This is a genomic window from Pseudonocardia oroxyli, assembly GCF_900102195.1.
GTDB classification, from domain to species: domain Bacteria; phylum Actinomycetota; class Actinomycetes; order Mycobacteriales; family Pseudonocardiaceae; genus Pseudonocardia; species Pseudonocardia oroxyli.
Map to the genome: position 1 here is coordinate 462,155 of NZ_FNBE01000002.1, position 26,125 is coordinate 488,279.

At 74.4% G+C, this 26,125-nt stretch carries 26 protein-coding genes; 8 read left to right on the forward strand and 18 right to left on the reverse strand.

Annotation, left to right across the window (positions count from 1 at the left end; genetic code table 11):
• Positions 1-50: 50 nt before the first annotated feature.
• Positions 51-1,127, reverse strand: a complete 1,077-nt coding sequence (locus BLS43_RS04890) for a PA containing protein (protein WP_093077270.1) — start codon at positions 1,125-1,127, stop codon at positions 51-53.
• Positions 1,128-1,275: 148 nt separating this feature from the next.
• On the opposite strand from BLS43_RS04890, the gene BLS43_RS04895 reads away from it, so the two are divergent.
• Positions 1,276-2,346, forward strand: coding sequence for an adenosine deaminase (locus BLS43_RS04895; protein ID WP_093077273.1), 1,071 nt, complete (start codon positions 1,276-1,278; stop codon positions 2,344-2,346).
• Between the two features lie 45 nt (positions 2,347-2,391).
• Here BLS43_RS04895 and BLS43_RS04900 read toward each other — a convergent pair whose 3' ends face one another.
• Complete coding sequence (locus BLS43_RS04900; RefSeq protein ID WP_093077276.1) at positions 2,392-3,714, reverse strand: ArnT family glycosyltransferase; 1,323 nt, start codon at positions 3,712-3,714, stop codon at positions 2,392-2,394.
• A gap of 130 nt (positions 3,715-3,844) precedes the next feature.
• Between BLS43_RS04900 and BLS43_RS04905 the strand changes: the two genes are divergently transcribed.
• Together BLS43_RS04905 and BLS43_RS04910 are read left to right on the forward strand one after the other, a co-directional pair.
• A complete protein-coding gene (locus BLS43_RS04905) occupies positions 3,845-4,948 on the forward strand; it encodes a sensor histidine kinase (protein WP_093077279.1) in 1,104 nt (367 codons plus the stop codon).
• Positions 4,942-5,550: a response regulator transcription factor gene (locus BLS43_RS04910; protein WP_093077282.1), complete on the forward strand. Its 609-nt coding sequence runs from the start codon at positions 4,942-4,944 to the stop codon at positions 5,548-5,550. Before BLS43_RS04905 ends, BLS43_RS04910 begins: the two co-directional genes overlap by 7 nt.
• Positions 5,551-5,569: 19 nt before the next feature.
• Here the strand turns inward: BLS43_RS04910 and BLS43_RS04915 are convergent, their stop codons facing one another.
• Entirely contained in the window at positions 5,570-6,838 is a 1,269-nt protein-coding gene (locus BLS43_RS04915) for a primosomal protein (protein ID WP_093077285.1), read from the reverse strand.
• A gap of 232 nt (positions 6,839-7,070) precedes the next feature.
• Positions 7,071-7,307, reverse strand: coding sequence for a hypothetical protein (locus BLS43_RS04920; protein WP_093077288.1), 237 nt, complete (start codon positions 7,305-7,307; stop codon positions 7,071-7,073).
• Between the two features lie 380 nt (positions 7,308-7,687).
• Here BLS43_RS04920 and upp point away from each other — a divergent pair, with 380 nt between their 5' ends.
• Entirely contained in the window at positions 7,688-8,311 is a 624-nt protein-coding gene (gene upp / locus BLS43_RS04925; protein ID WP_093077505.1) for a uracil phosphoribosyltransferase, read from the forward strand.
• A gap of 8 nt (positions 8,312-8,319) precedes the next feature.
• On the opposite strand, the gene BLS43_RS04930 is transcribed toward upp, so the two are convergent.
• Complete coding sequence (locus BLS43_RS04930) at positions 8,320-8,904, reverse strand: TetR/AcrR family transcriptional regulator (protein ID WP_176921165.1); 585 nt, start codon at positions 8,902-8,904, stop codon at positions 8,320-8,322.
• A gap of 184 nt (positions 8,905-9,088) precedes the next feature.
• Between BLS43_RS04930 and BLS43_RS04935 the strand changes: the two genes are divergently transcribed.
• Positions 9,089-9,874: an SGNH/GDSL hydrolase family protein gene (locus tag BLS43_RS04935; protein WP_093077293.1), complete on the forward strand. Its 786-nt coding sequence runs from the start codon at positions 9,089-9,091 to the stop codon at positions 9,872-9,874.
• 24 nt (positions 9,875-9,898) lie between these two features.
• Here BLS43_RS04935 and BLS43_RS04940 read toward each other — a convergent pair whose 3' ends face one another.
• From BLS43_RS04940 to BLS43_RS30430, 4 genes are all read right to left on the reverse strand, one after another.
• Positions 9,899-10,351, reverse strand: coding sequence for a flavodoxin family protein (locus BLS43_RS04940; protein WP_093077296.1), 453 nt, complete (start codon positions 10,349-10,351; stop codon positions 9,899-9,901).
• A 10-nt stretch (positions 10,352-10,361) separates the two neighbouring features.
• Entirely contained in the window at positions 10,362-12,011 is a 1,650-nt protein-coding gene (locus BLS43_RS04945) for a phospho-sugar mutase (RefSeq protein ID WP_093077299.1), read from the reverse strand.
• Positions 12,011-12,796 carry a purine-nucleoside phosphorylase gene (locus tag BLS43_RS04950; RefSeq protein ID WP_093077508.1) on the reverse strand — a complete coding sequence of 262 codons (786 nt, stop codon included), beginning with the start codon at positions 12,794-12,796 and terminating at the stop codon, positions 12,011-12,013. The genes BLS43_RS04945 and BLS43_RS04950 overlap by 1 nt, the downstream gene beginning before the upstream one ends.
• Before the next feature lie 74 nt (positions 12,797-12,870).
• Positions 12,871-14,514 carry a serine/threonine-protein kinase gene (locus BLS43_RS30430; protein WP_245707293.1) on the reverse strand — a complete coding sequence of 548 codons (1,644 nt, stop codon included), beginning with the start codon at positions 14,512-14,514 and terminating at the stop codon, positions 12,871-12,873.
• A 330-nt stretch (positions 14,515-14,844) separates the two neighbouring features.
• Between BLS43_RS30430 and BLS43_RS04960 the strand changes: the two genes are divergently transcribed.
• Complete coding sequence (locus BLS43_RS04960) at positions 14,845-16,086, forward strand: amidohydrolase (RefSeq protein WP_093077302.1); 1,242 nt, start codon at positions 14,845-14,847, stop codon at positions 16,084-16,086.
• A 168-nt stretch (positions 16,087-16,254) separates the two neighbouring features.
• Here BLS43_RS04960 and BLS43_RS04965 read toward each other — a convergent pair whose 3' ends face one another.
• Entirely contained in the window at positions 16,255-16,704 is a 450-nt protein-coding gene (locus BLS43_RS04965; protein WP_093077510.1) for a gamma-glutamylcyclotransferase family protein, read from the reverse strand.
• A gap of 86 nt (positions 16,705-16,790) precedes the next feature.
• Between BLS43_RS04965 and BLS43_RS04970 the strand changes: the two genes are divergently transcribed.
• A complete protein-coding gene (locus BLS43_RS04970) occupies positions 16,791-18,194 on the forward strand; it encodes an NAD(P)H-quinone dehydrogenase (protein WP_093077305.1) in 1,404 nt (467 codons plus the stop codon).
• A gap of 93 nt (positions 18,195-18,287) precedes the next feature.
• Entirely contained in the window at positions 18,288-18,632 is a 345-nt protein-coding gene (locus tag BLS43_RS04975) for a hypothetical protein (protein ID WP_143029942.1), read from the forward strand.
• 77 nt (positions 18,633-18,709) lie between these two features.
• Here BLS43_RS04975 and BLS43_RS04980 read toward each other — a convergent pair whose 3' ends face one another.
• From BLS43_RS04980 to BLS43_RS05015, 8 genes are all read right to left on the reverse strand, one after another.
• The gene (locus tag BLS43_RS04980) at positions 18,710-19,171 is read right to left on the reverse strand and encodes a hypothetical protein (RefSeq protein ID WP_093077310.1); all 462 of its coding nucleotides are present in this window, start codon (positions 19,169-19,171) and stop codon (positions 18,710-18,712) included.
• A 221-nt stretch (positions 19,172-19,392) separates the two neighbouring features.
• On the reverse strand, positions 19,393-21,168 hold the full coding sequence (locus BLS43_RS04985) for an acetyl/propionyl/methylcrotonyl-CoA carboxylase subunit alpha (protein ID WP_245707294.1): 1,776 nt from the start codon (positions 21,166-21,168) through the stop codon (positions 19,393-19,395).
• Positions 21,169-21,304: 136 nt separating this feature from the next.
• Positions 21,305-21,694, reverse strand: coding sequence for an SCO6045 C-terminal-like domain-containing protein (locus BLS43_RS04990; RefSeq protein ID WP_093077316.1), 390 nt, complete (start codon positions 21,692-21,694; stop codon positions 21,305-21,307).
• Complete coding sequence (locus tag BLS43_RS04995; protein WP_218129703.1) at positions 21,691-22,821, reverse strand: MbnB/TglH/ChrH family RiPP precursor modification enzyme; 1,131 nt, start codon at positions 22,819-22,821, stop codon at positions 21,691-21,693. The genes BLS43_RS04990 and BLS43_RS04995 overlap by 4 nt, the downstream gene beginning before the upstream one ends.
• On the reverse strand, positions 22,805-23,737 hold the full coding sequence (locus tag BLS43_RS05000) for a TIGR04222 domain-containing membrane protein (protein WP_176921166.1): 933 nt from the start codon (positions 23,735-23,737) through the stop codon (positions 22,805-22,807). The genes BLS43_RS04995 and BLS43_RS05000 overlap by 17 nt, the downstream gene beginning before the upstream one ends.
• 97 nt (positions 23,738-23,834) lie before the next feature.
• Positions 23,835-24,290 (reverse strand): SufE family protein, encoded by a 456-nt coding sequence (locus BLS43_RS05005; protein ID WP_093077325.1) that lies wholly within the window; start codon positions 24,288-24,290, stop codon positions 23,835-23,837.
• Positions 24,287-25,186 (reverse strand): sulfurtransferase, encoded by a 900-nt coding sequence (locus BLS43_RS05010; protein WP_093077328.1) that lies wholly within the window; start codon positions 25,184-25,186, stop codon positions 24,287-24,289. Before BLS43_RS05010 ends, BLS43_RS05005 begins: the two co-directional genes overlap by 4 nt.
• A gap of 47 nt (positions 25,187-25,233) precedes the next feature.
• Entirely contained in the window at positions 25,234-25,860 is a 627-nt protein-coding gene (locus tag BLS43_RS05015; RefSeq protein WP_093077331.1) for a Maf family protein, read from the reverse strand.
• Between the last annotated feature and the right edge of the window lie 265 nt (positions 25,861-26,125).

Consider the following 26,125-nt stretch of genomic DNA (forward strand, 5'->3'; position numbering starts at 1 on the left):
CCGCTCACCAGGGGTGAGCGAGAGCGCCGTTCGCGCAGGGCGGGAGGGGCTCAGTCGTCCGGGTCGTCGTCCACCGTCGTGGTGCTGTGGCCGTTCGAGCTCGCCTTCACCGCGGCGCGGCTGCGGGTGCTGCGGCGCTGCGCCGGGCGGGGCGGGGGCGGCGGGGTGGCGGCGCCACCGCCGTTGCCCCGGCCGAGGATGAGCTCGGCGAACGTGGCCATCGCCTCGTCCAGCTGGCCCGCGTTGCGGCGCTCGGAGTCCTCGTTCGCCTTGACGACCAGTGCGGTCAGCGAGCTCTCGTCCGGACGGGCGCGCAGCACCGAGTCCAGGTCGCCGAGCTTGCCGTCCACCTCGGTGAGCCGGTTGTCCAGCTTGTCGACCAGCTGGGTCTCCACCGAGTCCACCCGGTTCGCGACGGCCTCGAGCCTGCCCGCGAGGATCTCCAGCCGCTCGGCGAGCGAGTCGAGCGCCTCGGTCGGGTCGACGGCGGGCCGCCCGGCCAGGTCCTCCAGCCTGCGGTGCAGGCCGACGCTGGTGTCGCCCAGCAGGTTCCGCACGCCCTCGTTGTTCTCCTCGACGGAGCGGACGGCGCCGTCGAGCTGCTCGCGCACCGTCTTCTCCACACCCTCGATCCGCTCGCGGATCGGCGTGGCGACGGCGTTCGGCATCGCGTCGAGCCGCATCTCGTGGCGGTCGAGGCGGTTGTCCAGGTCGTCGAGTCGCTTGTGGAGGCCGCCGAGGCGGTCGTCCAGGCCGTCCATCCGGCCGGAGACGCCCTCGAGGCGCCCACCCATGCCGTCGAGCCTGCCGTCCAGCTGGGCGAACGGCTTGGCGAGCTTGTCCGGCAGCGACTCGACGGCCCGCAGCAGGGTGGCCAGGACCGCGTCCTGCGCGTCCACCTTGGCGACGGTCTCGTCGAGGCGCTCGGCGAGCACACCGACCTCGGTGCGGTCGGGCAGCTCGGTGAGGCGCTTGCGGACCGTGCCCAGCGCGTCGAGCGCGGAGAGCCGGGCGTGGATCTCATCGAGGGAGTCGAACACCTGCTGCTGCTCGCTGTCGCGGATCTCGGCCGCGCGCATGAGCATGCCGCGCATCCGGTCGAACGACATCGAAGACTGATCGCTCATAGGGTGTGTTGCTTCCTGTGACGCGGATGGGGGAGCGGGGAACGCTGCACTGAGGGTAGCGACCCCCACATTTCCCCTCGACAGCGCGTCACCATTAGGCCATCCGGGTGGCTGTTTGCCCCGATCAGTGCAGGTATAGCGTGCGCCGATGGCCGCTCTGACGCCGGAGAACATCCGCCGGGCCCCCAAGGTCCTCCTCCACGACCATCTCGACGGGGGCCTGCGCGCGGGCACCGTGATCGACCTGGCGGACGCCGTCGGCTACGACGCGCTGCCCAGCCGCGACCCCGAGGAGCTGGCGGGCTGGTTCCTCGGCGCCGCCCACTCCGGCTCCCTGGTCCGCTACCTGGAGACCTTCGGGCACACGGTCGCGGTCATGCAGACCCGCGAGGCGCTGACCCGCGTCGCGCGGGAGGCCGCGGAGGACCTGGCGGCGGACGGCGTGGTGTACGCGGAGATCCGGTTCGCCCCCGAGCTGCACGTGGAGCTCGGACTGGACCTCGACGCCGTCGTGCAGGCCGTCCTGGAGGGCTTCGCCGCCGGGCCGCCGTCGATCACCGTGCGGTGCCTGCTCACCGCGATGCGCCACCAGGCCCGGTCCCGGGAGATCGCCGAGCTGGCCGTGCGCTACCGGGACGAGGGCGTGGTCGGGTTCGACATCGCGGGCGCCGAGAAGGGCTTCCCGCCCACCCGCCACCTCGACGCGTTCGAGTTCGTCCGGCAGCAGAACGCGCACGTCACGATCCACGCGGGCGAGGCGTTCGGGCTGCCGTCGATCTGGGAGGCGCTGCAGATCTGCGGGGCGGACCGGCTGGGGCACGGCGTCCGGATCGTGGACGACATCGTGATGCGGGACGGCGTCCCCCAGCTCGGCCGCCTCGCCGCCTGGGTGCGGGACATGCGGATCCCGCTCGAGATGTGCCCGACGTCCAACGTCCACACCGGCGCGGCGACCAGCCTCGCCGAGCACCCCATCGGCCTGCTCCGCGACCTGCGGTTCCGGGTCACGGTGAACACGGACAACCGGCTGATGTCCGGCTGCAGCATGACGTCGGAGATGACCGCGCTGGTCGAGACGTTCGACTGGGGCTGGGCGGACTTGCGCTGGCTCACCACGAACGCCATGAAGAGCGCGTTCGTCCACTTCGACCGCAGGCTCTCGATCATCGACGAGATCATCAAGCCCGGGTACGACCGCCTCACCCGTGAGTGGCAATAGTCGCCATGGCGACTATTGCCACTCACCACCTCCCCCGGCCGCCACTCACGAGACCGGGGTGAGCAGGGCGGGCCAGGGGGCGGTGCGGCCGGTGCAGCGCTGCAGGTGGAGGCCGTCGGCCGGGATCTCGGTGCAGGTGGTGAACCCGTCCCGGAAGGACTGCGGCATCGGGTCGACGCCGATCCAGAGCGCGTCGTCGCTCCCGTCGCCGGGCGGGGTGAAGTAGCCGTAGCCGCGGTGGCCGCTGTAGGCCGGGATGCCCTCCAGGTCGATCGCGGCGGCCAGCGGGTAGATCTGGGCCACCACCGGCTCGCCCCGCCACTGCTGCCGGACGACGTCCGCCGCGGGCTGCATCGTCCCCTCGCCCGCCGCCATCAGGCCGGGTGAGCCGGGCAGGGGCAACAGCACGGCCAGGCCCGCCGCCGTCGCCGCGAGCCCGGCGCCCGCGAGGACCCACCGCACCCGTCCGCCGGTGAAGCGGGCCGCGCCCAGCGCGATCGCGGTCGGCACGATCTCCAGGAGGTAGTACGCGCGGCCACCGGCCAGCACGATCGCGACCGGCACCAGCACCACGACGATCCGCAGCCACCACGGGCCACGGACGATCCCCACCGCCAGCAACACCAGCCCGACCAGCCCGAACAGGGCGAGGCCGGTGAACGCGAACGCGAGCGGCGCCTCCGACTCCCGCCGCACCACGGCCGCCATCTCGAGGTACGGCCAGCCGTGCCGCGCCTGCCAGACCAGCGTGGGGACTGTCATCAGCGCCGCGATCCCCAGCCCCGCCCACACCGCGCGGACCCTCAGCAGGGCGGGCGCGCCCGCCAGGATCGCGACCCACAGCACCGGGACCAGGAACTTGGTGTTCAGCGACAGCCCCGTGACCACACCCGCGGCGAGGAGCAGCCGGTCGTCGCCGGTCCGCAGCCGCCGCGCGACGAGCCACACGATCGCCGTCCAGAAGAGCGGGTCGAGGGAGTAGGTGGCGAGCCAGTGGCTCATCAGCAGCACCCCGGAGCAGGCGGTCGCCGCGGCGGCCAGGACCTGCGCGGACCGTCCCCCGCCCAGCTCGCGGGCGATCGCCCCGGCGAGGACCACGGTGAGCCCGCCGCCCACCGCCGCCGGCACCCGCAGCCAGGACCCGGACAGCGCGGCGAGCGCGGGGACCAGCGGCGGCTGGTCCATGTAGCCCCACGCGAGGTGCAGGCGGCCCGCGGCCAGGAAGTACTGCTCGTCGAAGAACAGGGGGCTGCGCGAGGCGAGCACCAGGACCAGGGTCGCGGCGGCGCCGAGGAACAGGACGGGGGCGGTGGCGAATGGGGCGGCGCCGGCGCGGCTGCGCTCCGGACTCGCGGGTGGAGAGATCATGGCACCAGGAGACGGGGCGGCGGGCCCGCGCCGCCGGCGTCGAGAGCGGGGAGCCGACCCGACGAAAGTAGGGTCCCCACCCGCCCTCGGTGGGCGGTGCCCGGCGCCTCCCGAGTCCTAGTCTCGGGGCATGTTCCCGGACCGCCGCGCGGCGGGCATGCTGATCGGCCTGACGGCCCTGTTCGTCGCGCTCGACGTGCTCGCGGCCCTGCTCGGCGGCCGGACGACCGGGGCGCTCGGCCCGTGGGCGGGCCTCGCCCTGCAGCTCGCGGCCGACCTCGCGCTGCTGGTCGTGCTGCGCGCCCCCTACGCCGTCCTGGCCTTCCTGACGGCCGGGTCGGTCGCGGCGGTCGTCGCGCCGGAGACGTTCGTGCCGACCGTCGTCGTGAACGGCGGTGCGATGCTGCTCGCCCCGACCACCGCGGCGATCTTCGTGCTGGTCCAGGTCCGGGACCGGCGCGCGACCTGGATCCTGGTCGCGGCGCTGACCCTGTTCGCGGTGCGGGTCTGGGACCCGGGCTGGGACTCCGTCCCGTTGGGCCTGCTCGCCACCGCCGTGCCCGCGCTGGCGGGCCGCTACGTCGCCGCGCGCAGGCGGATCATGGCGGACCTGGTCGAACGCGCCGAGCGCACCGACCGCGAGCAGCACCTGCTGGCCGAGCAGGCCCGCGCCGAGGAGCGGGCGCGGCTGGCCGCCGAGATGCACGACGTCGTCTCCCACCGGATCACCCTGATGGTCCTGCAGGCCGGGGCCATGGAGGTGACCGGCGACGAGCGCGCCCGCACGCTGCGCGAGACCGGCATGCAGGCGCTCGACGAGCTGCGCGGCCTGGTCCGGGTGCTGTCGGTGCCCGAGGGGCCCTCGCCGCGGGTCGGCCCGGACGCGCCTGCCCCGGACCTGTGCGCGCTGGTCGAGGCCTCCGCGGCCGCCGGCATGACGGTGCACCTCGAGGGCGAGCTGCCCACCGGGCCGCGGGGGCGGACGCTGCACCGGGTCGTCCAGGAGGCCCTGACGAACGCGCACAAGCACGCCCGTGGTGCGGACGTGTGGATCACCGTGGACGATCGCGGGGTGGCGGTGGTCAACGGCGCGGCGGACCCGGACCCCGAGCTGGCCGGGTCCGGCAGCGGCGTGGGACTGCGGGGGCTGCGGGAACGCGTCGAGGTGGCGGGCGGGACCTTCCACGCGGGCCCGACCACCGACGGGGGCTTCGAGGTGCGGGCGGCATGGTGACCGTCCTCGTGGTGGACGACGAGCCGATGGTCTGCGCCCACCTCACCACGATCCTCGACGCCGCGGGGCTCGACGTCGTGGCGACCGCCGGGGACGGCGCCGAGGCCGTCGAGCTGGTCGTGCGGCACGCCCCGGACGTCGTGCTCATGGACCTGCGGATGCCCGGGGTGGACGGGATCGCCGCCACGGCACGGATCGCGGCGATGGCCGACCCGCCCACGGTCGTCGTGCTGACGACCTTCGCCGCGGACGCCCACGTCCGCCGCGCCCTGCAGGCCGGGGCCGCGGGGTACCTGCTCAAGTCCACGCCGCCCACCGAGCTCGCGGACCTCGTGCGGGTCGCCGCGCAGGGGCACGCGGTGTTCTCCCGCGCCACGGTCGGCGGGTTGGCGGGCCCGCCCGCGGACGACCGGCTCGCGGTCCTGTCGGCCCGCGAGCGCGAGGTCGCGTTCCTCCTGGCGGAGGGCTGCACCAACGCCGAGGTGGGGCAGCGCCTGCACCTGACGGAGGCGACGGTCAAGGGCTACGTCAGCAGCGCCCTGACGAAGCTGGACCTGCAGAACCGCACCCAGCTCGCCCTGCTGGCCGCCCGCTCCCGATAGCGACCGCGCGCCCGCCGGGTCAGGCGGGGGACCGGAAGCGGGCCTCCGTCGCCTGGGCGAGGTCGCGCCAGCGCGCGGCCTCCGCGGTGAACGGCGGGCTCGGGGCCAGCCGGGTCGGGTTCGGCCGGATGATGAACGAGACGAGCCAGCCGAGGCTCTGCGACTCGGCCAGCGCCTCGGCGGGAGCCGGGTCGCCCGCCCACTCCGCGACGTCCAGCACCAGCTCCGTGGCCAGCTCCAGCTGCGTCGGATCGACCTCGAGGGTGCCCTCGGCGATGTCCTCGTCGATCCCGACGAGGACGTAGTCGTTCATCGGGTCCACGGTCACGGTCAGCTCGCCGACGGCGGCCTTGTCGAGCACGTCCTGCCAGGTCGAGGCGGCGACGAGGTCGTTGTCGTCCTTGCCGCCGTCGGCCAGCCAGCGGGCCAGCGCGCGCTCGGAGTCGAACGCGTCGATCCGGCCGTCCGAGCCGAGGAAGACGGGCTTGTCGTCCAGGTAGCAGCGCAGGGTGACCATCGAGCCGGTGGTCGTGGTGACCCGGATCGGGTCGATGCCGATGTCCTCCCAGAAGCCCGTGGGCGCGAGCTCGGCCTCGTCCTCGGCCACCTGGTCGTCGATGGCCTCCTCGTCCGCCGCCTCGATGTCCTCGGGGTCGGTGAGCCCCTCCTCGGCCTCCGCCAGGCGGGCGGCGAGCTCGGCGGCCTCCTGCTCGGCCCTGGCGAGCGCCGCCGCGTCGACCGCGGGGGTGGCGACCATCTCGTCGAGCGCGTCGACGACCTCGTCCCACCGGTCGGCCACGGTCTGGGCGAGCTGCATCCACAGCCGCGCGCCCTCCCGGCCGCTGAACGGCAGGGTGCCCTGGTCCAGCAGCGAGAAGCCGGGGGTGGAGTCGAGGATCCGGTCGACGAGCTCGAGATCGCAGACGTCCGCCAGCGAGCGCACGATCGCCACGATCTCGGAGAGCTCGCCGATGGTCCAGGTGTCCGGCTCCTCGGCGACCAGCTCGGGCACGCCGATGATGTCGAACCGGCGGCTCTCCTCGGGGGTGAGCTCGGCGACCGTCAGGCTCGGGACCTCGGACCAGGCGGGGTGGTCGACCAGGTCGTGCTCGGGCGCGGTGCGCACGAACGCGGCCAGCTGCGCGACCTCGGGGAAGCCGAACAACGCGTCCTCGTCGCCGAGGAACGCCTCCCAGTCCTCACCGTCCTCGCGCCACCGCGGCGCCCAGAGCGTGACGAGGTCCCCCTCGGTGAGGGAGAGCTGGATGGGGACGATGTCACTGGCCACGGCGCGAGACTAGCGGCCGTTGCTGAGGGGCGGCTGATCGCTCCGCCGCCCGGGTGCACGGCCCACCGGTCGCGTCCCCACCGCGGGACGCGGACCGGTGCGGGCTGGTCCTGCTGCGGCCGGCTCCGCACGCGGGGAGTGTGACCCCGGGGCCCTCGGGGGAGCCGATCGGGGAGCGTGCGGGGTCCGGCTGCCGGCGGAGGGCTCGGTGGGGCCCGGCGCCGGCGGTGGATCAGGTGGAGCTGTGCAGGCGGACGACGCCCACGGTGACGTCCTCCAGACCACCACGGTCGAAGTCCCGACGCAGCTGGTCGGCCTTCACGGTCGCGGTCAGCCCGTCGAACGGGCCGTGCGCGTCCACCTCCCCGGTCTGCGGGTCGACGGCGAGCACCACGTACCCGTCGCACTGGGTGAGCTTCTCGGCGGCAGCCACCAGGGTCTGCTCCTCCGAGGTCGTGTTCTCCGGCACCGGATCACCTCCTTGTCACCTAGTACAGCGTCGGAGGCGGGTCCGGCGTGACAGTGTTCGTGCCAGACCACCCGTTCGGGTGCGAAGAAATCTCCCTGTGGTCACCGTGGGTCCCGGGCTCGGGACGCAGCGCGAGGATTCGGGATGATCACTGGTGTCATCGTCGCCGGGCGAGCACGCATCGTGACCGATCACCGGGGGACGATGTCGATCTTGGTGTCTCGTGTGCGCACCGTGTGCGGGCCGACCTGCGCGACCGGGGTACGGGGGACCCCTTGCGGCAGTACGGGAACCACCGTTCGGAGACGCAGAGTGACCGTTCGACCACGATCGTTGGCCGTTCATCTCCACCACCGGTGGGCTCGCTACGGTTCCCGGTCATGGACGTCCGCGTCGTCGAGCACCCGCTGGCCCTCGCCCGACTCACGACCATGCGGGACGCCCGCACGGACAACGCCGCCTTCCGTGCCGCGTTGCGTGACCTGACCCTGCTCCTGGTCGTGGAGGCCACCCGGGGCTTCGGGACGGCGACGTTCCCGATCCACACCCCCGTCGCGCGCACCGAGGGGCACCGGCTGGCGAACCCGCCGATCCTGGTCCCGGTGCTGCGCGCGGGCCTCGGCATGGTCGACGCCGCGCAGAGCCTGCTGCCGGAGGCGCAGGTCGGGTTCGTCGGCATGGCCCGGGACGAGGAGACCCACCTCCCGACGCCGTACATGGAGTCGCTGCCCCCGACACTCGTGGGCAGGCCGGTGTTCGTGCTCGACCCGATGCTGGCGACCGGGGGCTCGATGGTGCACACCGTCGAGCTGCTCACCGCCCGCGGCGCGGACGACGTCACGGCCGTCTGTGTCCTCGCCGCGCCCGAGGGCGTGCGGGCGCTGGCGGACAGCGGTCTGCCGGTGCGACTGGTCACCGGCTCGATCGACGAGCGCCTCAACGACTCCGCCTACATCGTCCCCGGGCTCGGCGACGCGGGGGACCGCCAGTTCGGCGCCGTCTGACGGGTGGGTCAGGCCCGCCAGCCGTCGACGACGGCGCGAAGCACCTCGGGCGACCCGTCGGCCGGGTCGTCGATGTCCGTCGGGGTGTGCGCGTGCAGCTGGATCGACACGAGCCCGTGCAGGGCGGACCACAGGCCCAGGGCCACGGTGCCCGCGTCCGCGTCGTCCCGCAGGGCCTTGGCGTCCCGCGCCGCCGCCACGGCGGAGACGAGCGGCTCCAGCGCCTCCTCCTGCAGGGCGCGGGACTCCTCGTCGAGCCGCTCGCGGTCGAACATGGCGTCGTACAGGTGGGGGTCGTGCAGGGCGTCCGCCCGGTAGGCCTCGGCGATCGCGACGAGCCGCTCCACCGGGTCCGCGCTCTCCGGCACGTCGGCCAGGGTGTGCCGCAGCCGGCGGAACGCGTCGTCCACCACGGTCTTCACCAGGCCCGGCTTGCCCCCGAACAGCGCGTAGACCGCGGTCGTGGAGGTGCCGACGTCCGCGGCCAGCGTCCGCAGCGACAGACCGGCGACGCCGTGATCACTGAGCAGCTCGCCCGCGCGGGTGCGGAGCTTGGCGCGCAACACGTCGTCGTGGACCTTGGGCCGTGGCACGCGGCGGACACTACCGCCGAACCGGGCGGGTCCGCCCGGCAAGCCGAGCCGATCGGTGTGTCACGCCCAGGACACGCCGGCGTGACGGAGCGGTGACGATCCGCACGTAACGCCGGAGCCCCCCCGACAGATCAACCGGGAGGACGGGACCCGCTCGGGCCCCGCCGTCGCGGTGGAGGCGGGAATGCGCGGGTTCGGCCGGCTGCGGCTCGTCCGGGTTCCGCTGGCGGGTCTGGTGCTCGCCGGTCTGGTGCTCGTCGCGGCGCCCGCGGACGAGACGATCCCGCCCACGGTCCGCACGACCGGACAGAGCGCCCTGGGCACGGCGGGCCTGCCGCTGCGCGTGATGCCGCTCGGTGCCTCGAGCACCGTGGGCCTCGGCAGCCCGGCGACCGCGGGGTACCGCGGCCCGCTCTACACCGACCTCGCCGCGGACGGGATCCGCGTCGACTACGTGGGCTCGCAGCACACCGGCTTCCCCGGCATGGCGGACCCGGACAACGAGGGCCACTCCGGCTGGACCCTGGAACGCATGATCCCGCGGGCCCGCGGCTGGGTGGCCGCCGCCGACCCGGACGTCGTGCTGCTGCACATGGGGACGAACGACGTGAACACCGGTGCCTCCGGGTCGACCGCCGCCGCCCGGCTGGACCGGCTGCTGGGCGAGGTGTTCGCAGGTGCGCCCCGCACCCACGTGATCGTGGCCGGCATCTGGGCCGCGCTGCCCACGCATCTCGCCGACCGGGGCGAATTCGCCCGGCTGGTCCCCGGGATCGTCGCCGACTACCGCGCGCAGGGCCGGTCGATCGAGTTCGTGGACACCTCGAACCTGCTCGGCGGCAAGGACTTCACCGACGCACTCCACGCCAACGCGGGCGGCTACGCCAAGATCGCCACGATGTGGTCCACGGAGATCTCCGGCTGGCTCGCCGCGCGCCGGGCGGCCCCGCTCGCGCCCTCGTCGTCCTGAGTCCCGCTCACCCCTGGGCCGCGCTCAGCCGCTGATCCCGGCCGCCACCGTGGCGCCCAGCTCCCAGCAGGCCTCGCGGGCGGCCGCGTCCGGCGCGCCCACCACCTCCACCGTGGGCGCGACGCGCGTCCACCCCATCCCCGCGGTGATCGCGTCGACGGCCCGGACCGCGCCCTCGAGGCCCTCGTTGCCGTGCACGTACACCCCGAACGGCAGCCCGCGGGTGTCCTCCCCGCACGGATAGAACACGGTGTCGAAGAAGTGCTTCAGCGCACCGGACATGTAGCCGATGTTCGCCGGGGTCCCGAGGACGACGGCGTCCGCCGCCAGCAGGTCCGACGCCGTGGCGGCCAGCGCCGCCCGCGCCCGCACCTCCACCCCGGTGATCTCCGGGTCCGACGCCCCGCGCCGCACCTCGTCGAACAGCTCCCGGCAGGCGGGGGAGGGCGTGTGGTGGACGATCAGGAGGGTGGCCACACCACCCGTCCTACCCGATGAGCGCCTCGACCTCCTCCCGCAGTGCGGTCATCCGCGTGTCGGCGCGGGCCCGGGCGCCCGCCAGGTCGTCCGTCGGGTCCTCCACCACCTCCAGATAGATCTTCAGCTTGGGCTCCGTCCCCGACGGGCGCACCACCGCCCGCGCGCCCGCGCGCCGCAGCCGCAGCACGTCCGGCGCGGGGCGGTCGGCCGCCCAGCCCGCGGGCGGGTCGGCGACCAGCCGGGCGACGGCCGCTGCGCCGGCGGCGGGCTCCATCCGCCGGGAGATCCCCACCGTGCGATGGACCCCGTGCGCCCGGGACAGCTCGTCGAGCCGGTCGAGCAGGGTGCGGCCCTGCGCCCGCAGCTCGGCCGCGACACCCGCGGCGACCACCGCGGCGGAGATCCCGTCCTTGTCCCGCACCGCCTCCGGGTCCACGCAGTAGCCGATCGCCTCCTCGTACCCGTAGACGAGGCCGGGCCCGCCCCGGACGATCCACTTGAACCCGGTCAGCGTCTCGGCGAACCCGGCACCGTGGGCGGCCGCGACGCGCGCCAGCATGCTCGACGAGACCACCGTGGTGGCGACCAGCCCGCGGCGCTCACGCAGGATCGCGTCGCCGAGCAGCACCCCCGTCTCGTCCCCGGTCAGCAGCCGCCACCCCGCGGGTGTGGGGACGGCGAGGGCGCAGCGGTCCGCATCGGGATCCAGGGCGATCGCGAGGTCGGCGCCCACCCGGTCGGCCAGGGCCAGCAGCAGGTCGGTGGCGCCCGGCTCCTCGGGGTTCGGGAACGCCACCGTGGGGAAGTCCGGATCCGGCGCGGCCTGCTCGCGGACCACGTGGACGTCCGTGAAGCCGCTGCGCGACAGCGCCTGCACCGCCAGGGCCCCACCCACCCCGTGCAGCGGGGTGAGCGCGAGCCGCAGCTCACCCCCGGCCCGGCCGAGCGACGCGACCCGGGCCAGGTACTCCTCGGTCGGGTCGTACTCGACGGTGGAGCCGCCGACGGGGATCGACACCGCCGCGGGCTGGGCCGCGATCGCCGCCTCGATCTCGGCGTCCGCGGGCGGGACGAGCTGGGCGCCGTCTTCCAGGTAGACCTTGTAGCCGTTGTCCGCCTTGGGGTTGTGCGAGGCGGTGACCTGGATCCCGGCCACCGCCCCCAACCTGCGCACCGCGAAGGCCAGCAGCGGCGTGGGCAGGGGTGCGGGCAGCACGTGGGCCGCGAACCCCGCGGCCGCCAGCACCCCGGCCGCCTCCGCGGCGAACACCTCCGAACCGTGCCGCGCGTCCCGCCCGACGACCACGACCGGCCCAGTCGCCCCGACCCCGGCCCCGCCGGACCCGGGCCCCGCGCCCGCGCCGACGCTCGACCCGCCGCCGGCCCCGCCGGCCGTCCACCGCGCCCGTAACCACGCCGCCAACCCCGCCGTCGCCCGCCGCACCACCGCGACGTTCATCCCCGCGGGGCCGGCGCGCACGGGCCCGCGCAGGCCGGCGGTGCCGAACGTGAGCGGCCCCGCCATCGCCACCGCCAACGCGCCCGTGTCGCCACCGGTCATCCCCGCGGCCACCAGCGCCTGGAGCTCGGCGCGGGTCTCCGGATCCGGGTCGTCCGCGATCCAGCGCAGCGCGCGGTCCCGCAGGCTGGGGTCCATCAGACTCGCGCCACCAGGTCGCGGAGCAGCTCGCCCATCCTCCGAGCCGAGGCCCGGCCGGCCTCCAGCACCTCCTCGTGGTTCAGCGGCTCCCCGGTCATCCCGGCGGCGAGGTTGGTGACCAGCGACAGCCCGAACACCGCCGCGCCCTCCGCCCGGGCCGCGATCGCCTCCAGCACCGTCGACATGCCGACCAGGTCGGCGCCCAGCCCGCGCAGCATCCGGATCTCCGCGGGCGTCTCGAAGTGGGGGCCGGGCAGGCCCGCGTACACCCCCTCCTCCAGCGAGGGGTCGATCTCGCGCGCCAGCGCACGCAGCCGCGGGGAGTACAGGTCGGTGAGGTCGGTGAAGCGCGGCCCGACCAGCGGCGAGCGGGCGAGCAGGTTCAGGTGGTCGGAGATCAGCACCGGCTGCCCGACGGACATGCCCTCCCGGATGCCGCCCGCCGCGTTCGTGAGCACCACGGTGCGACAGCCCGCCGCGACCGCCGTGCGCACCCCGTGCACCACCGCCTCGACCGGATGGCCCTCGTAGGCGTGGGTGCGGCCCAGCAGCACAAGAACCCGCCGGTCGCCCGCGGTGACCGACCGGATCGTGCCGCCGTGCCCCTGCACCGTGGGTGGGACGAACCCCGGCAGGGCGTCCATCGGGACCTCGGCATCGCCGCCGATGACCTCCGCCGCCGGGCGCCAGCCCGAGCCGAGGACCACCGCCACGTCGTGCGCGGCCACCCCGGTCGCCCGGGCCAACGCCCCGGCGGCCTCCTGTGCGAGATCGCTGCTCATGGCCGTCACACTAAGGGCGGGGACGCCCCGGGAAGATCAGAACGGGCCCGGGAGGCCCGAGTTGTCCACAGATCTCAGCTCGGAGCGGTGAAACTGTTCGCCACCGCGGTCTCCAGTGCCTCGGACCGGCCGCCCGCGTGCGGGGTCGGCACGGTGAGCGCGACGGCCCACACGCCGTCGGGCACCGGGATCGTGCGGACGACGGTCGAGCGGGAGACGCCGCCGAGGACCGAGGTGTAGTGCGTCTCGACGGCGCCCGGCTGCCCGCCCACGACCGGCCCGGACGCCCCCTGGACGACCGTGTCGACCCCGAGCCGCTCGGCGGTGAAGCCGGCCGCGACGGCCTCGACCGTGCCGGTGCGCCACAGCGCCAGCTCCTCGGAGGAGTCCGGGCTCAGCCAGCGCACCAGCCCGTCCCGGTCCGCCCGCTCCCAGCCCGCGGGCACCGCGATCGTCCACCCCTCGCTGACCAGCGTGGTCGCGTCCGTCGCGGTGGTCACGGTGACCGTCGACAGCGGTGACTGCCCGCCGACTGACCGGGTGGCCGCGTAGCCGCCCGCGGCGCCCAGCAGCACCAGCAGGGCCCCGGCGACGGCGAGCGGCACGGCCCAGCGCGCGGGCAGGCCCGGGGCCGGCTGCGGGGGCCGGGGCCGCACCGGCGTCTCGACGTGCACCGGGGGACGCGCGGGCATCGCGTAGGAGCCGCTGGGCAGCGGGCCGGGAGTGGCGGCCAGCGGGGCGCCGCGTGCGGGCATCCGCGCGCTGGGCTCCCAGACCGGGCCCGAGGCCGCGACCCGGGGCTCGGGCACCGGCTCGGGGCGCGGCGCGACCAGGGAGTACGAGGTCGGCGCGTCCGGCGAGCCGGGGTAGAGCGGGTCGTCCGGGTCGTCGAGCAGGGGGCGGAGCCTGCGGCGGACCTCCTCCAGCGGCATCCGCTGGTCGGGTTCCTTGACCATCAGCGCCGCGATGACCTCGGACACCGGCCCGGCGTCCCGCGGGCGGGGCACGTCGCCGTCCACGACCTCGGTGATCGTCGAGACCGGGTCGCCCTTGACGTCGTAGGGCGGGCGGCCCTCGATGGCCGCGTAGAGCGTGGCGCCCAGGCCCCAGAGGTCCGCCGCGGGGGTGACCGCGCTGCCCATGGCGACCTCGGGGGCGATGTAGGCGGGGGAGCCGAGGACCAGGCCCGCCGTGGTCATCGGGGCGTCCGAGGAGTTGCGGGCGATGCCGAAGTCCGTGAGCTTGATCCGCCCGTCGTGCGCCACGAGGACGTTCCCGGGCTTGACGTCCCGGTGCGTGATCCCCGCACGGTGGGCGGCCCGCAGCGCCGCGGCCACGGCGTAGCCGATCACGGCCGACTGGCCCGCCGAGAGCCTGCCGTTCTCCTGGATCAGCGTCGCGAGGTTGCGGCTGGGGACCATCTCGAGGACGACGAGGGGCTCGCCCTCCGCGTCGACGACGTCGAACACGGTGATGACGTTCGGGTGCGACAGGCCGCCGAGCGCGCGCGCCTCGCGCAGCATCCGCTCGCGCATGCCGAGCGCCTCGCGCTCCGGGATGCCGCGCGGGACCTTCAGCTCCTTGATCGCGACGCGGCGGCGGAGCACCTCGTCGAAACCCGACCAGACCGTGCCCATCGCGCCTGCGCCGAGCTGCCCGGAGAGGCGGTACCGGTCGCCGACGACGCGGCCCGGCTGCTCGTCTTCCTGGGTGGACACGCGCCCATTCTCCCGATGCCGGTGCGGGCGGTGACTCGGGGTCCGTCGTCGGGGGCATTGACCTGCGTAAACGGTCGCTTCACGTGACCGGGTGACAACGCTGTGCAGCCCCGTTGGACACGCCGAACGGCGGGTCCGCCCGTTCGTCGCAGCCGACGGCAACCGCTCGTCACGGGATGGTCGTCCGCCCGCAGCAGATCACCGACCCCTCGGCGCGGATACCCGGTGAACTCCCGGTTTCGGGTTGGTACACCGCTGTCCGGGTGAGCACCATGGGTGCATGCAGGACAGAGCGAAGAGCTCTTCGGAGGCGGTCCCGGGCGGTGCCCGGTGACCCTTCTCGAGGCGCACCCCGAGCTCGCGGCCGGGGGTGACGACGACGTGGTCGCCGACCTCGGCGCGGGCACCGGCCCGGCCTGGCTCGACCAGTGGCTCCAGGCCCACCGCGGTGACGTCGTCGCCGTGCGCCGGTCGCTGCACTCCGTACCCGAGCTCGGCCGCGACGAACATCGTACGACGGCCCTGATCGCCCGCCGCCTCCTGGCCGCCGGTCTCGAGCCGCGCACGCTGCCCGGCGGCACCGGCCTGGTCTGCGACGTGGGCCGCGGCGACCGCTGCGTGGCGCTGCGCGCCGACCTCGACGCGCTCCCGCTGCCCGAGGAGACCGGGCTGCCGTTCGCGTCCACCGTGCCCAACGTGATGCACGCCTGCGGACACGACGCGCACACCGCCATGGTGCTGGGCGCGGGCCTCGCGCTGGCGTCGGCGCCGTCCCTGCCCGGGCGCGTGCGGCTGGTGTTCCAGCCCGCCGAGGAGGTCCAGCCCGGTGGGGCCCTGGACGTCGTCGCGGACGGGGCGATGGGGGACGTGGAGCGCATCTTCGCGCTGCACTGCGACCCGCGCCTGGAGGTCGGCAGGCTGGGCACCCGCGTCGGACCGATCACCTCGGCGTGCGACGTCGTGGAGATCCGGCTGACCTCGCCCGGCGGCCACACCGCCCGCCCGCACCTGACCGCGGACCTCGTCGAGGCGCTGGGGCTGCTCATCACCCAGCTGCCGCTGCTCCTCACCCGCCAGGTCGATCCCCGCTCCGGCACGGTGCTGGTCTGGGGTGCGGTGCAGTCCGGCGCGGCGGCGAACGCGATCCCGCAGCACGGCGTGCTGCGCGGCACGCTGCGCACCGCGGACCACGCCACGTGGACGGTCGTCGAGGAGAAGTTCCGGTCGCTGGTCGCCGCCGTGCTCGCGCCGCTGGGCGTCGGGTACGTGATCGACTACGTCCGCGGCGTGCCGCCCGTGGTGAACGAGGCGGACAGCTCCGGCATCCTCCGGGACGCCGCCATCCTCACCGGTGGCATGGAGGCCGCGGCGGACACCGAGCAGTCCTCCGGCGGCGAGGACTTCGCCTGGTACCTGGAGAAGGTGCCCGGGGCCATGGCCCGGCTGGGCGTCTGGTCGGGGGTGGGCCCCATGAAGGACATCCACCAGCCGACATTCGACCTGGACGAGCGCGCCCTGCCCTTCGGCGTCCGCGTCCTGGTCAACAGCGCTCTGGCCGCCCTGTCCCACTGACCCGTGAGTCGGACGAGGTTGTCCACAGGTGTTCGGCCCTGTGGACGACTTCGGCGGCGGTCGGTCGGTCCGCTCCGTCGAGACGCCGGGGCACCGGGAGTGCTCCAGGCGCGCCGACATCGGGAGCGGGTGGGGACGCCGCGGTGACCGGGGTGTCGGACTCGCGGGTCAGGAGCTCTTCTGGCTGGGGCGGTTGCGCAGCTCTGTGACGTAGTCGTCAGGGGCGCCCGCCTGTTCCGCGGCGTCCGCGATCACGCCGAGGTAGCGGGCGCTCGGGGTGCCGCCCTCGTACGCGTCGAGCACGTAGATCCAGGCCAGGGCGCTGCCCTCGAGGGTCTGGACCCGGAGGCGGAGCTTCTTGTGCAGACCCAGCTCGCCACCCTCCCAGCGGTCCAGCTGGGCGGCGTCGTGGTCCGGGACGTCGTAGAGCACGACGAAGACCTGGGAGTCGGGGTCCTCGACCACCGTGGACAGTGCGCCCTCCCAGGCGTAGTCCTCCCCGCCGAAGGTCAGCCGCCACCCCATCAGCCACCCCGTGCCCGCCATCGGCGAGTGCGGAGCGCGCTCCTTCATCTGGGCGGGGTCCATGTTCGACCCGTAGGCGGCGTAGAGCGGCACGAGGGACAGGGTAACGGCGACCACCAGGCGGGTGACCGTCGGCACGGCCTAGGGTTGACCCGACACCACCACATCGAGGGGACGACGTGACCCGCATCGTCATCATGGGCGGCGGACCCGCCGGGTACGAGGCCGCGCTGGTCGCCGCACAGCACGGCAGTGACGTCACCGTCGTGGAGGCGGACGGCATGGGCGGCGCGTGCGTGATCCACGACTGCGTGCCGTCGAAGACCTTCATCTCCTCCGCCGCCGTGCGCGTGGACCTGCACCGCGCCGAGGACCTCGGGGTGCTGCTGGACCGCGACACCGAGGGCGTCGACCTGCTCAAGGTCAACAACCGGGTGAAGGGGCTGGCCCAGGCCCAGTCGGCGGACATCCGGGCGCGCGTCGAGTCCGAGGGCGTGCGGATCATCCACGGTCATGCGTCCTTCCTGGACGAGACGTCCGGGCGGCTGCCGCACACGGTCGAGGCGCGCCTGCCGGACGGCACCGTCGAGAAGCTGCACGCGGACACCGTCCTGATCGCGACGGGTGCCACACCCCGCGTGCTCGACTCCGCCCGACCGGACGGCGAGCGCATCCTCACCTGGCGGCAGCTCTACGACCTGCCCGCGCTGCCCGAGCACCTGGTCGTCGTGGGGTCCGGGGTGACCGGCGCCGAATTCGTGTCCGCGTACGTCGAGCTGGGCTGCAAGGTCACGCTGATCTCCAGCCGGGACCGCGTGCTCCCCAGCGAGGACGCGGACGCCGCCGCCGTGCTGGAGGACGTCTTCGCCGAGCGCGGGGTCACGATCCTGCCGAACGCCCGGGCCGAGTCCGTGCTGCGAGACGGGGACGAGGTCGTCGTCACCCTCGCCGACGGGCAGGTCGTGCGCGGCTCGCACGCGCTGATGACCGTCGGCTCGGTGCCGAACACCCGGGACATCGGCCTGGAGAAGATCGGCATCGAGACCGACCGCGGCGGGTTCATCCCGGTCGACCGCGTGTCGCGGACGTCCGTGCCCGGCATCTACGCCGCAGGCGACTGCACCGGCCTGCTGATGCTGGCGTCCGTCGGGTCCATGCAGGGGCGGATCGCGATGTGGCACGCCCTGGGCGAGGGCGTGGCCCCGATCCGGCTGCGGACCGTCGCCTCGAACGTCTTCACCCGGCCGGAGATCGCGACCGTCGGCATCAGCCAGCGCGCGATCGACGCGGGCGAGGTCCCGGCCCGCACCGTGATGCTGCCGCTGTCCACCAACCCGCGCGCGAAGATGCGGGGGCTGCGCCGCGGGTTCGTCAAGCTGTTCTGCCGCCCGGCGACCGGTGTGGTGATCGGCGGCGTCGTGGTCGCGCCGGTGGCGAGCGAGCTCGTCCTGCCCATCGCGCTGGCCGTGCAGAACGGGCTCGGAGTGGACGACCTGGCGCACACCTTCTCCGTCTACCCGTCGCTGTCCGGCTCCATCACCGAGGCGGGCCGCCAGCTCATGCAGCACTCCGACCTGGATTGAGCTCGACGGGGGCGTGCCCGTCCCGCTGACCTCGGGGTCGCCTCGGGGTTTCCCCGGATCCGCCGCGCACGGGCGTGGCGGACCGTGGACGCCATGACCACTCCTGTTCCCACCCGCGTGCCGGTCCTGCCGGTGGTCGCGGCCGGCGTCGGCGCGCAGGTCGTCGGTGCTCTCGTCCTCGCCGTCCTCCCCGCCGCTCCCGGGGTGGGCGCCGTCCTCGCGCTCGGGTTGACCGCGCTCGCCGCGAAGCTCGCCACCAGGCGGCTCGACGGCGCCGCCGTGCCGCGCGCCGGGCTCGCGATCGGGGCGGTGTCCGCGGGGGTCGGGTTGCTGATCTCGGGGTGGGGCCTGGTCGCGATCCTGCTGGCGGGGATCACCGTGGTCGCGGGGGTCGGCGGTGCGGTGCTCGGTCGGCCCGAGGTGCGCCCGGGCCGCTGAGCGGTGGCGGGCTCGGGACATGCCGAGGCCCCCGGAGGACGGTGTCCCCGGGGGCATCGGACGTCCCTACCGTGTGCTCAGCCTGCCGAGGCCGGCTGCGCGCGGCAGGAGGGCAACGTGCAGGAGCGAGCGGCGGCGGAGCGGTCGGCGACCGCCTCCGGGGGGAGGGTCCCCACGAAGGGCCAGCCGTCGGTGAACCGCTGGGCGTACCAGTAGACGAACAGGTAGGCCTCGGGTTCGGCGACGAACACCGGCCTGCCGGGCAGACGGCTGACCCAGCGGGTGAACGCGATCGTCGCGAGGGCCGGGGGCTTGGAGGCTCGCCGGGTGGAGAGCCATTCCTCGGCCTTCGTGCGCCAGTCCTGCAACGACGCGGGATGCAGGGTGGCGCCGGGCAGTTCCCGCAGGTTCACGGTGAACGTGCCGATCGGGACGCCCGCGGCGGTGTGTGCCGCGGCCGTCAGGGTGAGCAGGGAGTGCGGACCCGGGATGGGCCCGTCGGTGTGGAGGTGTGTCGTGACGTGCAACTCGGGGGGCATGACGGATCCTGTGCTCGAAAACCGACGAGGACGTGTCCGCGCCGAGGCGACTCGGGTCGGACGGATCCGCGGCGCGGTCCGTGTCCGCGTGGCGGAGAACCGGGCCCCGTGGGTGACTCACACGGGTGCGTCTCGTTCGCTGTGTACTTGTGCAGTGACGACGACCGGGACGGTCGAACCTGGCAGTCCAGGATTCAACCGCCCCGGCGGGGACGCGTCAATCAGTCCTTGATCTCGCAGACGACGGCGCCCTGGGAGATCGTGGAGCCCGCCTCGGCGGACAGCCCGGAGACGGTGCCGTCCTTGTGCGCGGTGACCGGGTTCTCCATCTTCATGGCCTCGAGGACGACGATGAGGTCGCCCGCGGAGACGGTGTCGCCGTCGTTGACCGCGACCTTGATGATCGTGCCCTGCATCGGCGCGGTCACCGCGTCGCCGGAGACCTTCGCCCCGCCGCCGCCACCGGCGCGCTTGCGCGGCTTGGCCTTCGCGGCCGCGCCACCACCGCCACCGCCGCCGAAGGAGATGTCACCGGGCAGCGAGACCTCGAGGCGCTTGCCGCCGACCTCGACCACGACGTTCTGCCGCGGCGCGGTGTCCTCCTCGGCCTCGGCCGGGTTGGTGAACGGCTCGACCGTGTTGTTCCACTCGGTCTCGATCCAGCGGGTGTGGACGGTGAAGTCCTCCTCGCGCTCGGCGGTGAACGCCGGGTCCGCGGTGACGAGCCGGTGGAACTCCAGCACCGTGGCCATGCCGGTGACCTGGAACTCGGCCAGCGCCCGCCGCGAACGCTCCAGGGCCTGGTTGCGGTCCGAACCGCTGACGATCAGCTTGGCCAGCAGCGAGTCGAACTGCCCGCCGACGACGGACCCGGCCTCCACGCCGGCGTCCACCCGCACACCGGGACCCGCCGGGTAGGCGATCGACTCCACGGTGCCCGGCGCGGGCAGGAAGTTGCGGCCCGCGTCCTCGCCGTTGATCCGGAACTCGATGGAGTGCCCGCGCGGCTCGGGGTCCTCGAGCAGGTTGAGCTCGAGGCCCTCGGCGATGCGGAACTGCTCGCGCACCAGGTCCAGCCCCGAGGTCTCCTCCGAGACCGGGTGCTCGACCTGCAGACGCGTGTTGACCTCGAGGAACGTGATCAGCCCGTCCTGGCCGATCAGGAACTCCACCGTGCCGGCGCCGTAGTAGCCGGCCTCCTTGACGATGGCCTTCGACGCGTCGTACAGCGTCTTGCGCTGCTCCTCGGTCAGGAACGGCGCGGGGGCCTCCTCGACGAGCTTCTGGAAGCGGCGCTGCAGCGAGCAGTCCCGGGTGCCGACGACGATGACGTTGCCGTGGGTGTCGGCCAGGACCTGGGTCTCGACGTGGCGCGGCTTGTCCAGGTAGCGCTCGACGAAGCACTCGCCCCGCCCGAACGCCGCGGTGGCCTCGCGGACCGCCGACTCGTAGAGGTCGGCGATGTCCTTCTCCTCGCGCGCGACCTTCATCCCGCGCCCGCCGCCGCCGAACGCCGCCTTGATCGCCACCGGCAGGCCGTGCTCCTTGGCGAACTCGATGACCTCGTCCGCACCCTGCACCGGGTCGGCGGTGCCGGGCACGAGCGGTGCGCCCGCGCGCATCGCGATGTGCCGGGCGGTGACCTTGTCGCCCAGGTCGCGGATCGACTGCGGCGACGGCCCGATCCAGGTGATCCCGGCGTCGATCACGGCCTGGGCGAAGTCGCCGTTCTCCGACAGGAACCCGTAGCCGGGGTGGATGCCGTCCGCGCCGGCCTGCTTCGCCGCGCCGATGACCTTGTCGAAGTCCAGGTACGACTCGGCGGCGGTGGTGCCGCCCAGGGCGAACGCCTCGTCGGCGAGCCGCACGAACAGCGCGTCACGGTCGGGCTCCGCGTAGACGGCGACACTGGCGAGGCCCGCGTCCTTGGCCGCCCGGATCACCCTGACAGCGATCTCCCCGCGGTTGGCGACGAGGACTTTGCGCAGTGCCGGCACTTCGGTCTCCTCAGTGTGTCCGCCGCCGACCCCCGTTGCGCCGACGCGTTGGTTACCGGGGAGTCTAGGAGTTCGCGCAGCGAACGCAGAGCGCGCGGGATGTGGCATCCGTCATCAAGCGGTCACGGCTGACCGTTCATCGGCCCCGGCGGAGGCGGCTGCGCAGCCGCGGGCGCGGTGGCCGGACGCCGTCGAAGCGGTACGCGCGCTCACGCGCGGCCAGCTCACGTGCGGCGCCGTCGGTGAGGAGGCCGCGGTCGCGGGCGGCGCGGGCCAGCACCCAGCCGTCCCGCAGCCCGTCCGCGACCGGCCGGCCCGCCAGCTCCGCGACCGCGAACGCCGTCCAGTCCGCGCCGAGGCCCGCGGCCAGGAGCGGCCATTCGCGGGCGGCGAGCCCGGAACGCTTGCGCAGCAGCGCCGTGCGGGTCGCGTGAAGCCGCGCGGCGTCCATCCCCGCCGGATCCGCCGCACCGTCGACGAGTGCCGCGACCAGGGCCGCCTGCCGAGCGGCGAGATCGCCGCTCATCGCCGGCCCCCGGGCGGGAGGTCGGCGACGCCCGCCCCACGACCCGAGGAGCCCGACGCGCGAGCGGGCACGTCCGACTCGCGAGCCGGCCGGGACGGCTCGCGGGCCGGCACGTCCGGCTCCCGGGCCGGCACGTTCGGCGCGCGGGCCGACGTGGACGACTCGCGGGCGCCTCCGTCCGACTCATGGGTTCCTGGTGGGGGACTCGCGTGGCTCGGGTGGGGGACTCGTGTGTCCGGGGTGGGGGACTCGCGGGGTGTGGGGGTGGGGAGGCGGGCGGTGTCGGCGATGGTGGTGAGCTCGGCGTGCAGGGCGGCGGCGGGCGGGTAGCGGCCGTCCCGCTCGAGCATCACGGCGGGGGCGGCGCCCCGCTCGCGCACCTCGTCGAGCAGGGCGAACACCTCCGCGGGCACCGGGTCGAGGTGCGTGTCGTGGTAGAGCCCCTCGTGCTCGGCGCCGCCCGCCATGTGCACGTAGGCGACCCGGTCCAGCGGGAACCGGTCGAGGACCGCGGACGGGTCCTGCCCCCGGTTGCGGGCGTTCGCGTAGACGTTCGCGACGTCCAGGAGCAGCAGCGCCCCCGTCCGCTCGAGCAGCTCGGTGAGGAAGTCCCCCTCGGTGAACTCGTCCTCGGGCCAGTCGAACAGGGCGGCGATGGGCTCGAGCGCGAGCGGGACCGAGAGCGCGTCCCGGGTCTGCCGGACGGCGCGGACCAGCACGTCCAGGGCCTCCCGGGTCCGCGGGACCGGCAGCAGGTGCCCGGCCTCGCGGCCACCCGCCCGCACGAACGCGACGTGCTCGCTGACCAGCGGCGCCTCGACGGCCTCGGCGCAGGCGGCGAGATGGGCGATCCGCTCCGGCGCGACCCCGTCGGCGTCCCCGAGCCCCAGCCGGACCCCGTGCGGGACCACCGCCGTGCCGAGGGCCCGCAGCTCCGCCACCCCACGCGGCGGAGCTGCGGGAGTGATCGCCTCGGCGATCACCTCGCAGAAGCCGAGGCCGGGCAGCCCGGCCACGACCTGCGCGATCTCGGGCCGCCATCCGATGCCGACGCCGTGCACCGGGAGCGCGTTCTGCCGCGCCGGGAGCCCGTCGCGGCGCGGCGGGAGCTCAGCCGCCGCAGCCACCGCCGCCGCCCCCGCCACAACCGCCGCCGCCCCCGCCACAACCGCCGCCGCCCCCGCCGCAGCTGCTCGCGCTGCCGGAGTCCCCGCCGTACCCGGTGTACCCGCCGCCCGACGACCCGCCGAGTGCGGCGGCCTTCTGCATCTCCAGCTCGTCCGCGAACGCGGGCGCCGATGCCCACACCGCGCCCACCCCGAACACCGCCACTCCCACGGCGGCCGCGCGGGCGCCGCCCGCCGTCCAGTCCGGGCGCATCGCGGGGTTCAGGGTGTCGTACCGGGTGCGCAGGTCGGCCAGCAACGGTGCCGCCGCCGCGGTGCGCTCGGGTGCGCGGGCGAGCCACACCACGCTGATCACGCCCGCGAGCAGCACGAGCACGATCAGGAAGCCGACGGACCGGGCGTTCGCCACCCCGGCGACGATCCGCGCCAGCCCGAGGAGGACCACGGCGAGCATCCAGAACCCGACCCGTCGCACGGCCTCCCGCCGCTCGCGGGTGAGCAGCAGCCCGTCCGCCACCAGGCGGGCGCGAATGGTCGTGAGCGCCGAAGCGACGGCGCTGTGGAAGGCCAGCCGCCGCGGGGCGACGGGCACGGCCGCCGTGGCGTGGATCGCCCGCTCGAGGGGCGACGCGTCCGGCGCGGGCCGCCCGACCGCCTGCACCATCCCCTTGCCCGCGGGCTGGACGGCCCCGGCCTGGTGGAGGGCGCTCAGCGCCGAGTAGACCGCGAGGTCGGCGCCGCCGTGCAGGTAGGCGACCTCCTGGGGCAGCTCGCCCCAGTCCCGCGGGGTGGTCGGGTGGTCGGGCCGCGCGAGCCTCCGCCGCTCGCGCAGCCCCACCACCAGCACGACGACGATCAGCGCGCTGTAGAGCGCCAGGAACGTCGGGCCGCTGATCCCCCAGGTGTCGTTCGTCAACCGGACCACCCCCTGTCCCGTGAGGTCCTCGTGAGACCTCGTGACGTCGTCAGGATGGGGGTGACCCGTGCCACCGCGGAACGGTTTTGACGAAGGCTTAGGGTTCTCCGCCCTGTCCGTCCCCGACCTGCTCCCGCACCTGCCGCTTGATCCGCGCCAACATCGCGGCCATGCCCCGGATGCGCAGCGGCGAGACGGCCTGGGTGAGGCCGAGGGCGGTGTAGAAGTCGTCCGGCACGCCGAGCACGGTCGCGGCGGGTTCGCCGTCCAGCCCGGTGTGCATGATCGACGCGAAACCCCTGGTGGTGGGGGCCTCCGGCGGCGCCGAGAAGAACAGGTGGACGTGGCGCTCCGCGTCGTCGTCCACCTCCACGGCGAGGAACAGCGGCGACTGGCACTCGTGGACCTGCTCCATCGAGTCCGCCGCGTCCGCGTACCGGGCGGGCAGCGCGGGCAGCTCCTGGCTCAGCTCCAGCAACAGCTGCAGCTTGTCCTTGGTGCCGACCGCCTCGAAGTCCTCGACGAGCTCCTCGAGTGGGGCGGGGAGTGTCAAGACGACCCCTTCACGGAGCCCTTGTCCGCACCCTGCACGATCGGCACCCGCACGGAGTTGCCCCACTCCGTCCAGCTGCCGTCGTAGTTGCGGACGCCCTCGAAGCCCAACAGGTACGACAGCACGAACCAGGTGTGGCTGGAGCGCTCGCCGATGCGGCAGTAGGCGATGGTCGGCTCGTCCTTGGACAGGCCCTGCTCGTCCTCGTAGATCGCCGACAGCTCGGCGCGGGACTTGAACGTGCCGTCCTCGTTCGCCGCCCGCGCCCACGGCACGCTCGACGCCCCGGGCACGTGCCCGCCGCGGACCGCACCCTCCTGCGGGTAGTCCGGCATGTGCAGCAGCTCGCCGGAGTACTCGCCCGGGGACCGCACGTCGACGAGCTGGCCGCCGAGGTGGCTCAGCACGTCCTCCTTGAACGCGCGGATGGCGATGTCGTCCCGCTCCACGATCGGGTACTCGACCGGGTTCGGCTTGGGCTGCTCGGTGGTCAGCTCGCGGCCCTCGGCCTGCCACTTGGCCCGCCCGCCGTCCAGGATCCGGACGTCCTCGTGGCCGAACAGCCGGAACACCCAGAGCGCGTAGGTGGCCCACCAGTTGTTGCGGTCGCCGTAGAACACCACGGTGCTCTCGCGCGCGATCCCGCGCTCGCCGCAGAGCAGCGCGAACTGCTCGGGATCGACGTAGTCCCTGGTCACGGGGTGGTTGAGCTCGGTGTGCCAGTCGATCTTCACCGCGCCGGGGATGTGCCCGGTGTCGTAGAGCAGCACGTCCTCGTCCGACTCCACCACGACCACGTCCGGATCGCCGAGATGCTCGGCGAGCCAGTCGGTGGAGACGAGGCGCTCGGGGTGCGCGTACTCGGCGAACTTCGGTGACGGGTCAGTCGGTGCCATGGCCGCGACAGTAGTCCCGCGCCGCGCCCGGACGCCGCCGCGACGGCTCAGGAGACCCGAGTTGTCCACAGGTCCGTCGGGGAGACCCCGAGGGACCCCAGCAGCCGCCGCACCAGCGGCAGGCTGATGCCGATGACGTTGGACGGGTCCCCGTCGATGCCGTCGACGAACCAGCCGCCGAGCCCGTCGAGGGTGAAGGAGCCCGCCACCGCGAGCGGCTCCCCGGTGGCGAGGTAGGCCTCCAGCTCGGCGTCGGTCGGGGTGGCGAACCGGACCGTCGTGACGGCGTGCCCCTCCGCGACCTGCTCGATCTCCCCGTCCACGACCCGCAGCACGGCGTGCCCGGTGACCAGCTCGCCCGTGCGGCCCGCCATGGCCTGCCACCGCTCCCGGGCGACATCGGCGGAGTGCGGCTTGCCGACCAGCTCGCCGTCGATGTGGAGCATGGAGTCGCAGCCGACCACGAGGACGACGCCGGCGTCCTCGCAGGTCCGCGCGACGGTCGTCGCCTTGGCCCCGGCCAGCAGGGTCACCTTCTCCGCGGCGGGGGCGGCGGCGTGCGCGGCGAGCAGGGCGTCCTCGTCGACGTCGGAGACCCGCACGACCGGGTCGAGGCCCGCCGCGCGCAGGACCGACAGGCGGGCGGGGGAGGCCGAGGCGAGGACCAGACGCACCGCTGCAGCTTAGGGGGTGTCTGATGGATCTCCAGCCGGCCCGCCGGGCCCCAGGCGGCGCCCCGCGGCGTTCTCGTCGGGACCGATCCCACCCCGGGATCGGCCCCTCCTCGGCCTTGCGGGCCATCCACCTGGAACCCCGCGGACTCGGCGGAGATCCATCAGACACCCCCTAGGAGACTGCTGAATTAGGGCGGTCTCCGGGCGGGGTAGCTGCGAGGGCAGCCTGTTTCGGACGGGGTTGTGAGGTGTGCGTGGTGTGGCC

Coding starts and splice junctions, on each gene's coding strand:
- BLS43_RS04935 (WP_093077293.1), top strand. CDS start 9,089: ATGCGCGGGTTCGGCCGGCTGCGGCTCGTCCGGGTTCCGCTGGCGGGT.
- BLS43_RS04905 (WP_093077279.1), top strand. CDS start 3,845: ATGTTCCCGGACCGCCGCGCGGCGGGCATGCTGATCGGCCTGACGGCC.
- BLS43_RS04895 (WP_093077273.1), top strand. CDS start 1,276: ATGGCCGCTCTGACGCCGGAGAACATCCGCCGGGCCCCCAAGGTCCTC.
- BLS43_RS04890 (WP_093077270.1), bottom strand. CDS start 1,127: ATGAGCGATCAGTCTTCGATGTCGTTCGACCGGATGCGCGGCATGCTC.
- BLS43_RS04980 (WP_093077310.1), bottom strand. CDS start 19,171: ATGCCCCCCGAGTTGCACGTCACGACACACCTCCACACCGACGGGCCC.
- BLS43_RS04990 (WP_093077316.1), bottom strand. CDS start 21,694: ATGAGCGGCGATCTCGCCGCTCGGCAGGCGGCCCTGGTCGCGGCACTC.
- BLS43_RS04910 (WP_093077282.1), top strand. CDS start 4,942: ATGGTGACCGTCCTCGTGGTGGACGACGAGCCGATGGTCTGCGCCCAC.
- BLS43_RS04945 (WP_093077299.1), bottom strand. CDS start 12,011: ATGGACCCCAGCCTGCGGGACCGCGCGCTGCGCTGGATCGCGGACGAC.
- BLS43_RS04975 (WP_143029942.1), top strand. CDS start 18,288: ATGACCACTCCTGTTCCCACCCGCGTGCCGGTCCTGCCGGTGGTCGCG.
- BLS43_RS05010 (WP_093077328.1), bottom strand. CDS start 25,186: ATGGCACCGACTGACCCGTCACCGAAGTTCGCCGAGTACGCGCACCCC.
- upp (WP_093077505.1), top strand. CDS start 7,688: ATGGACGTCCGCGTCGTCGAGCACCCGCTGGCCCTCGCCCGACTCACG.
- BLS43_RS04950 (WP_093077508.1), bottom strand. CDS start 12,796: ATGAGCAGCGATCTCGCACAGGAGGCCGCCGGGGCGTTGGCCCGGGCG.
- BLS43_RS04900 (WP_093077276.1), bottom strand. CDS start 3,714: ATGATCTCTCCACCCGCGAGTCCGGAGCGCAGCCGCGCCGGCGCCGCC.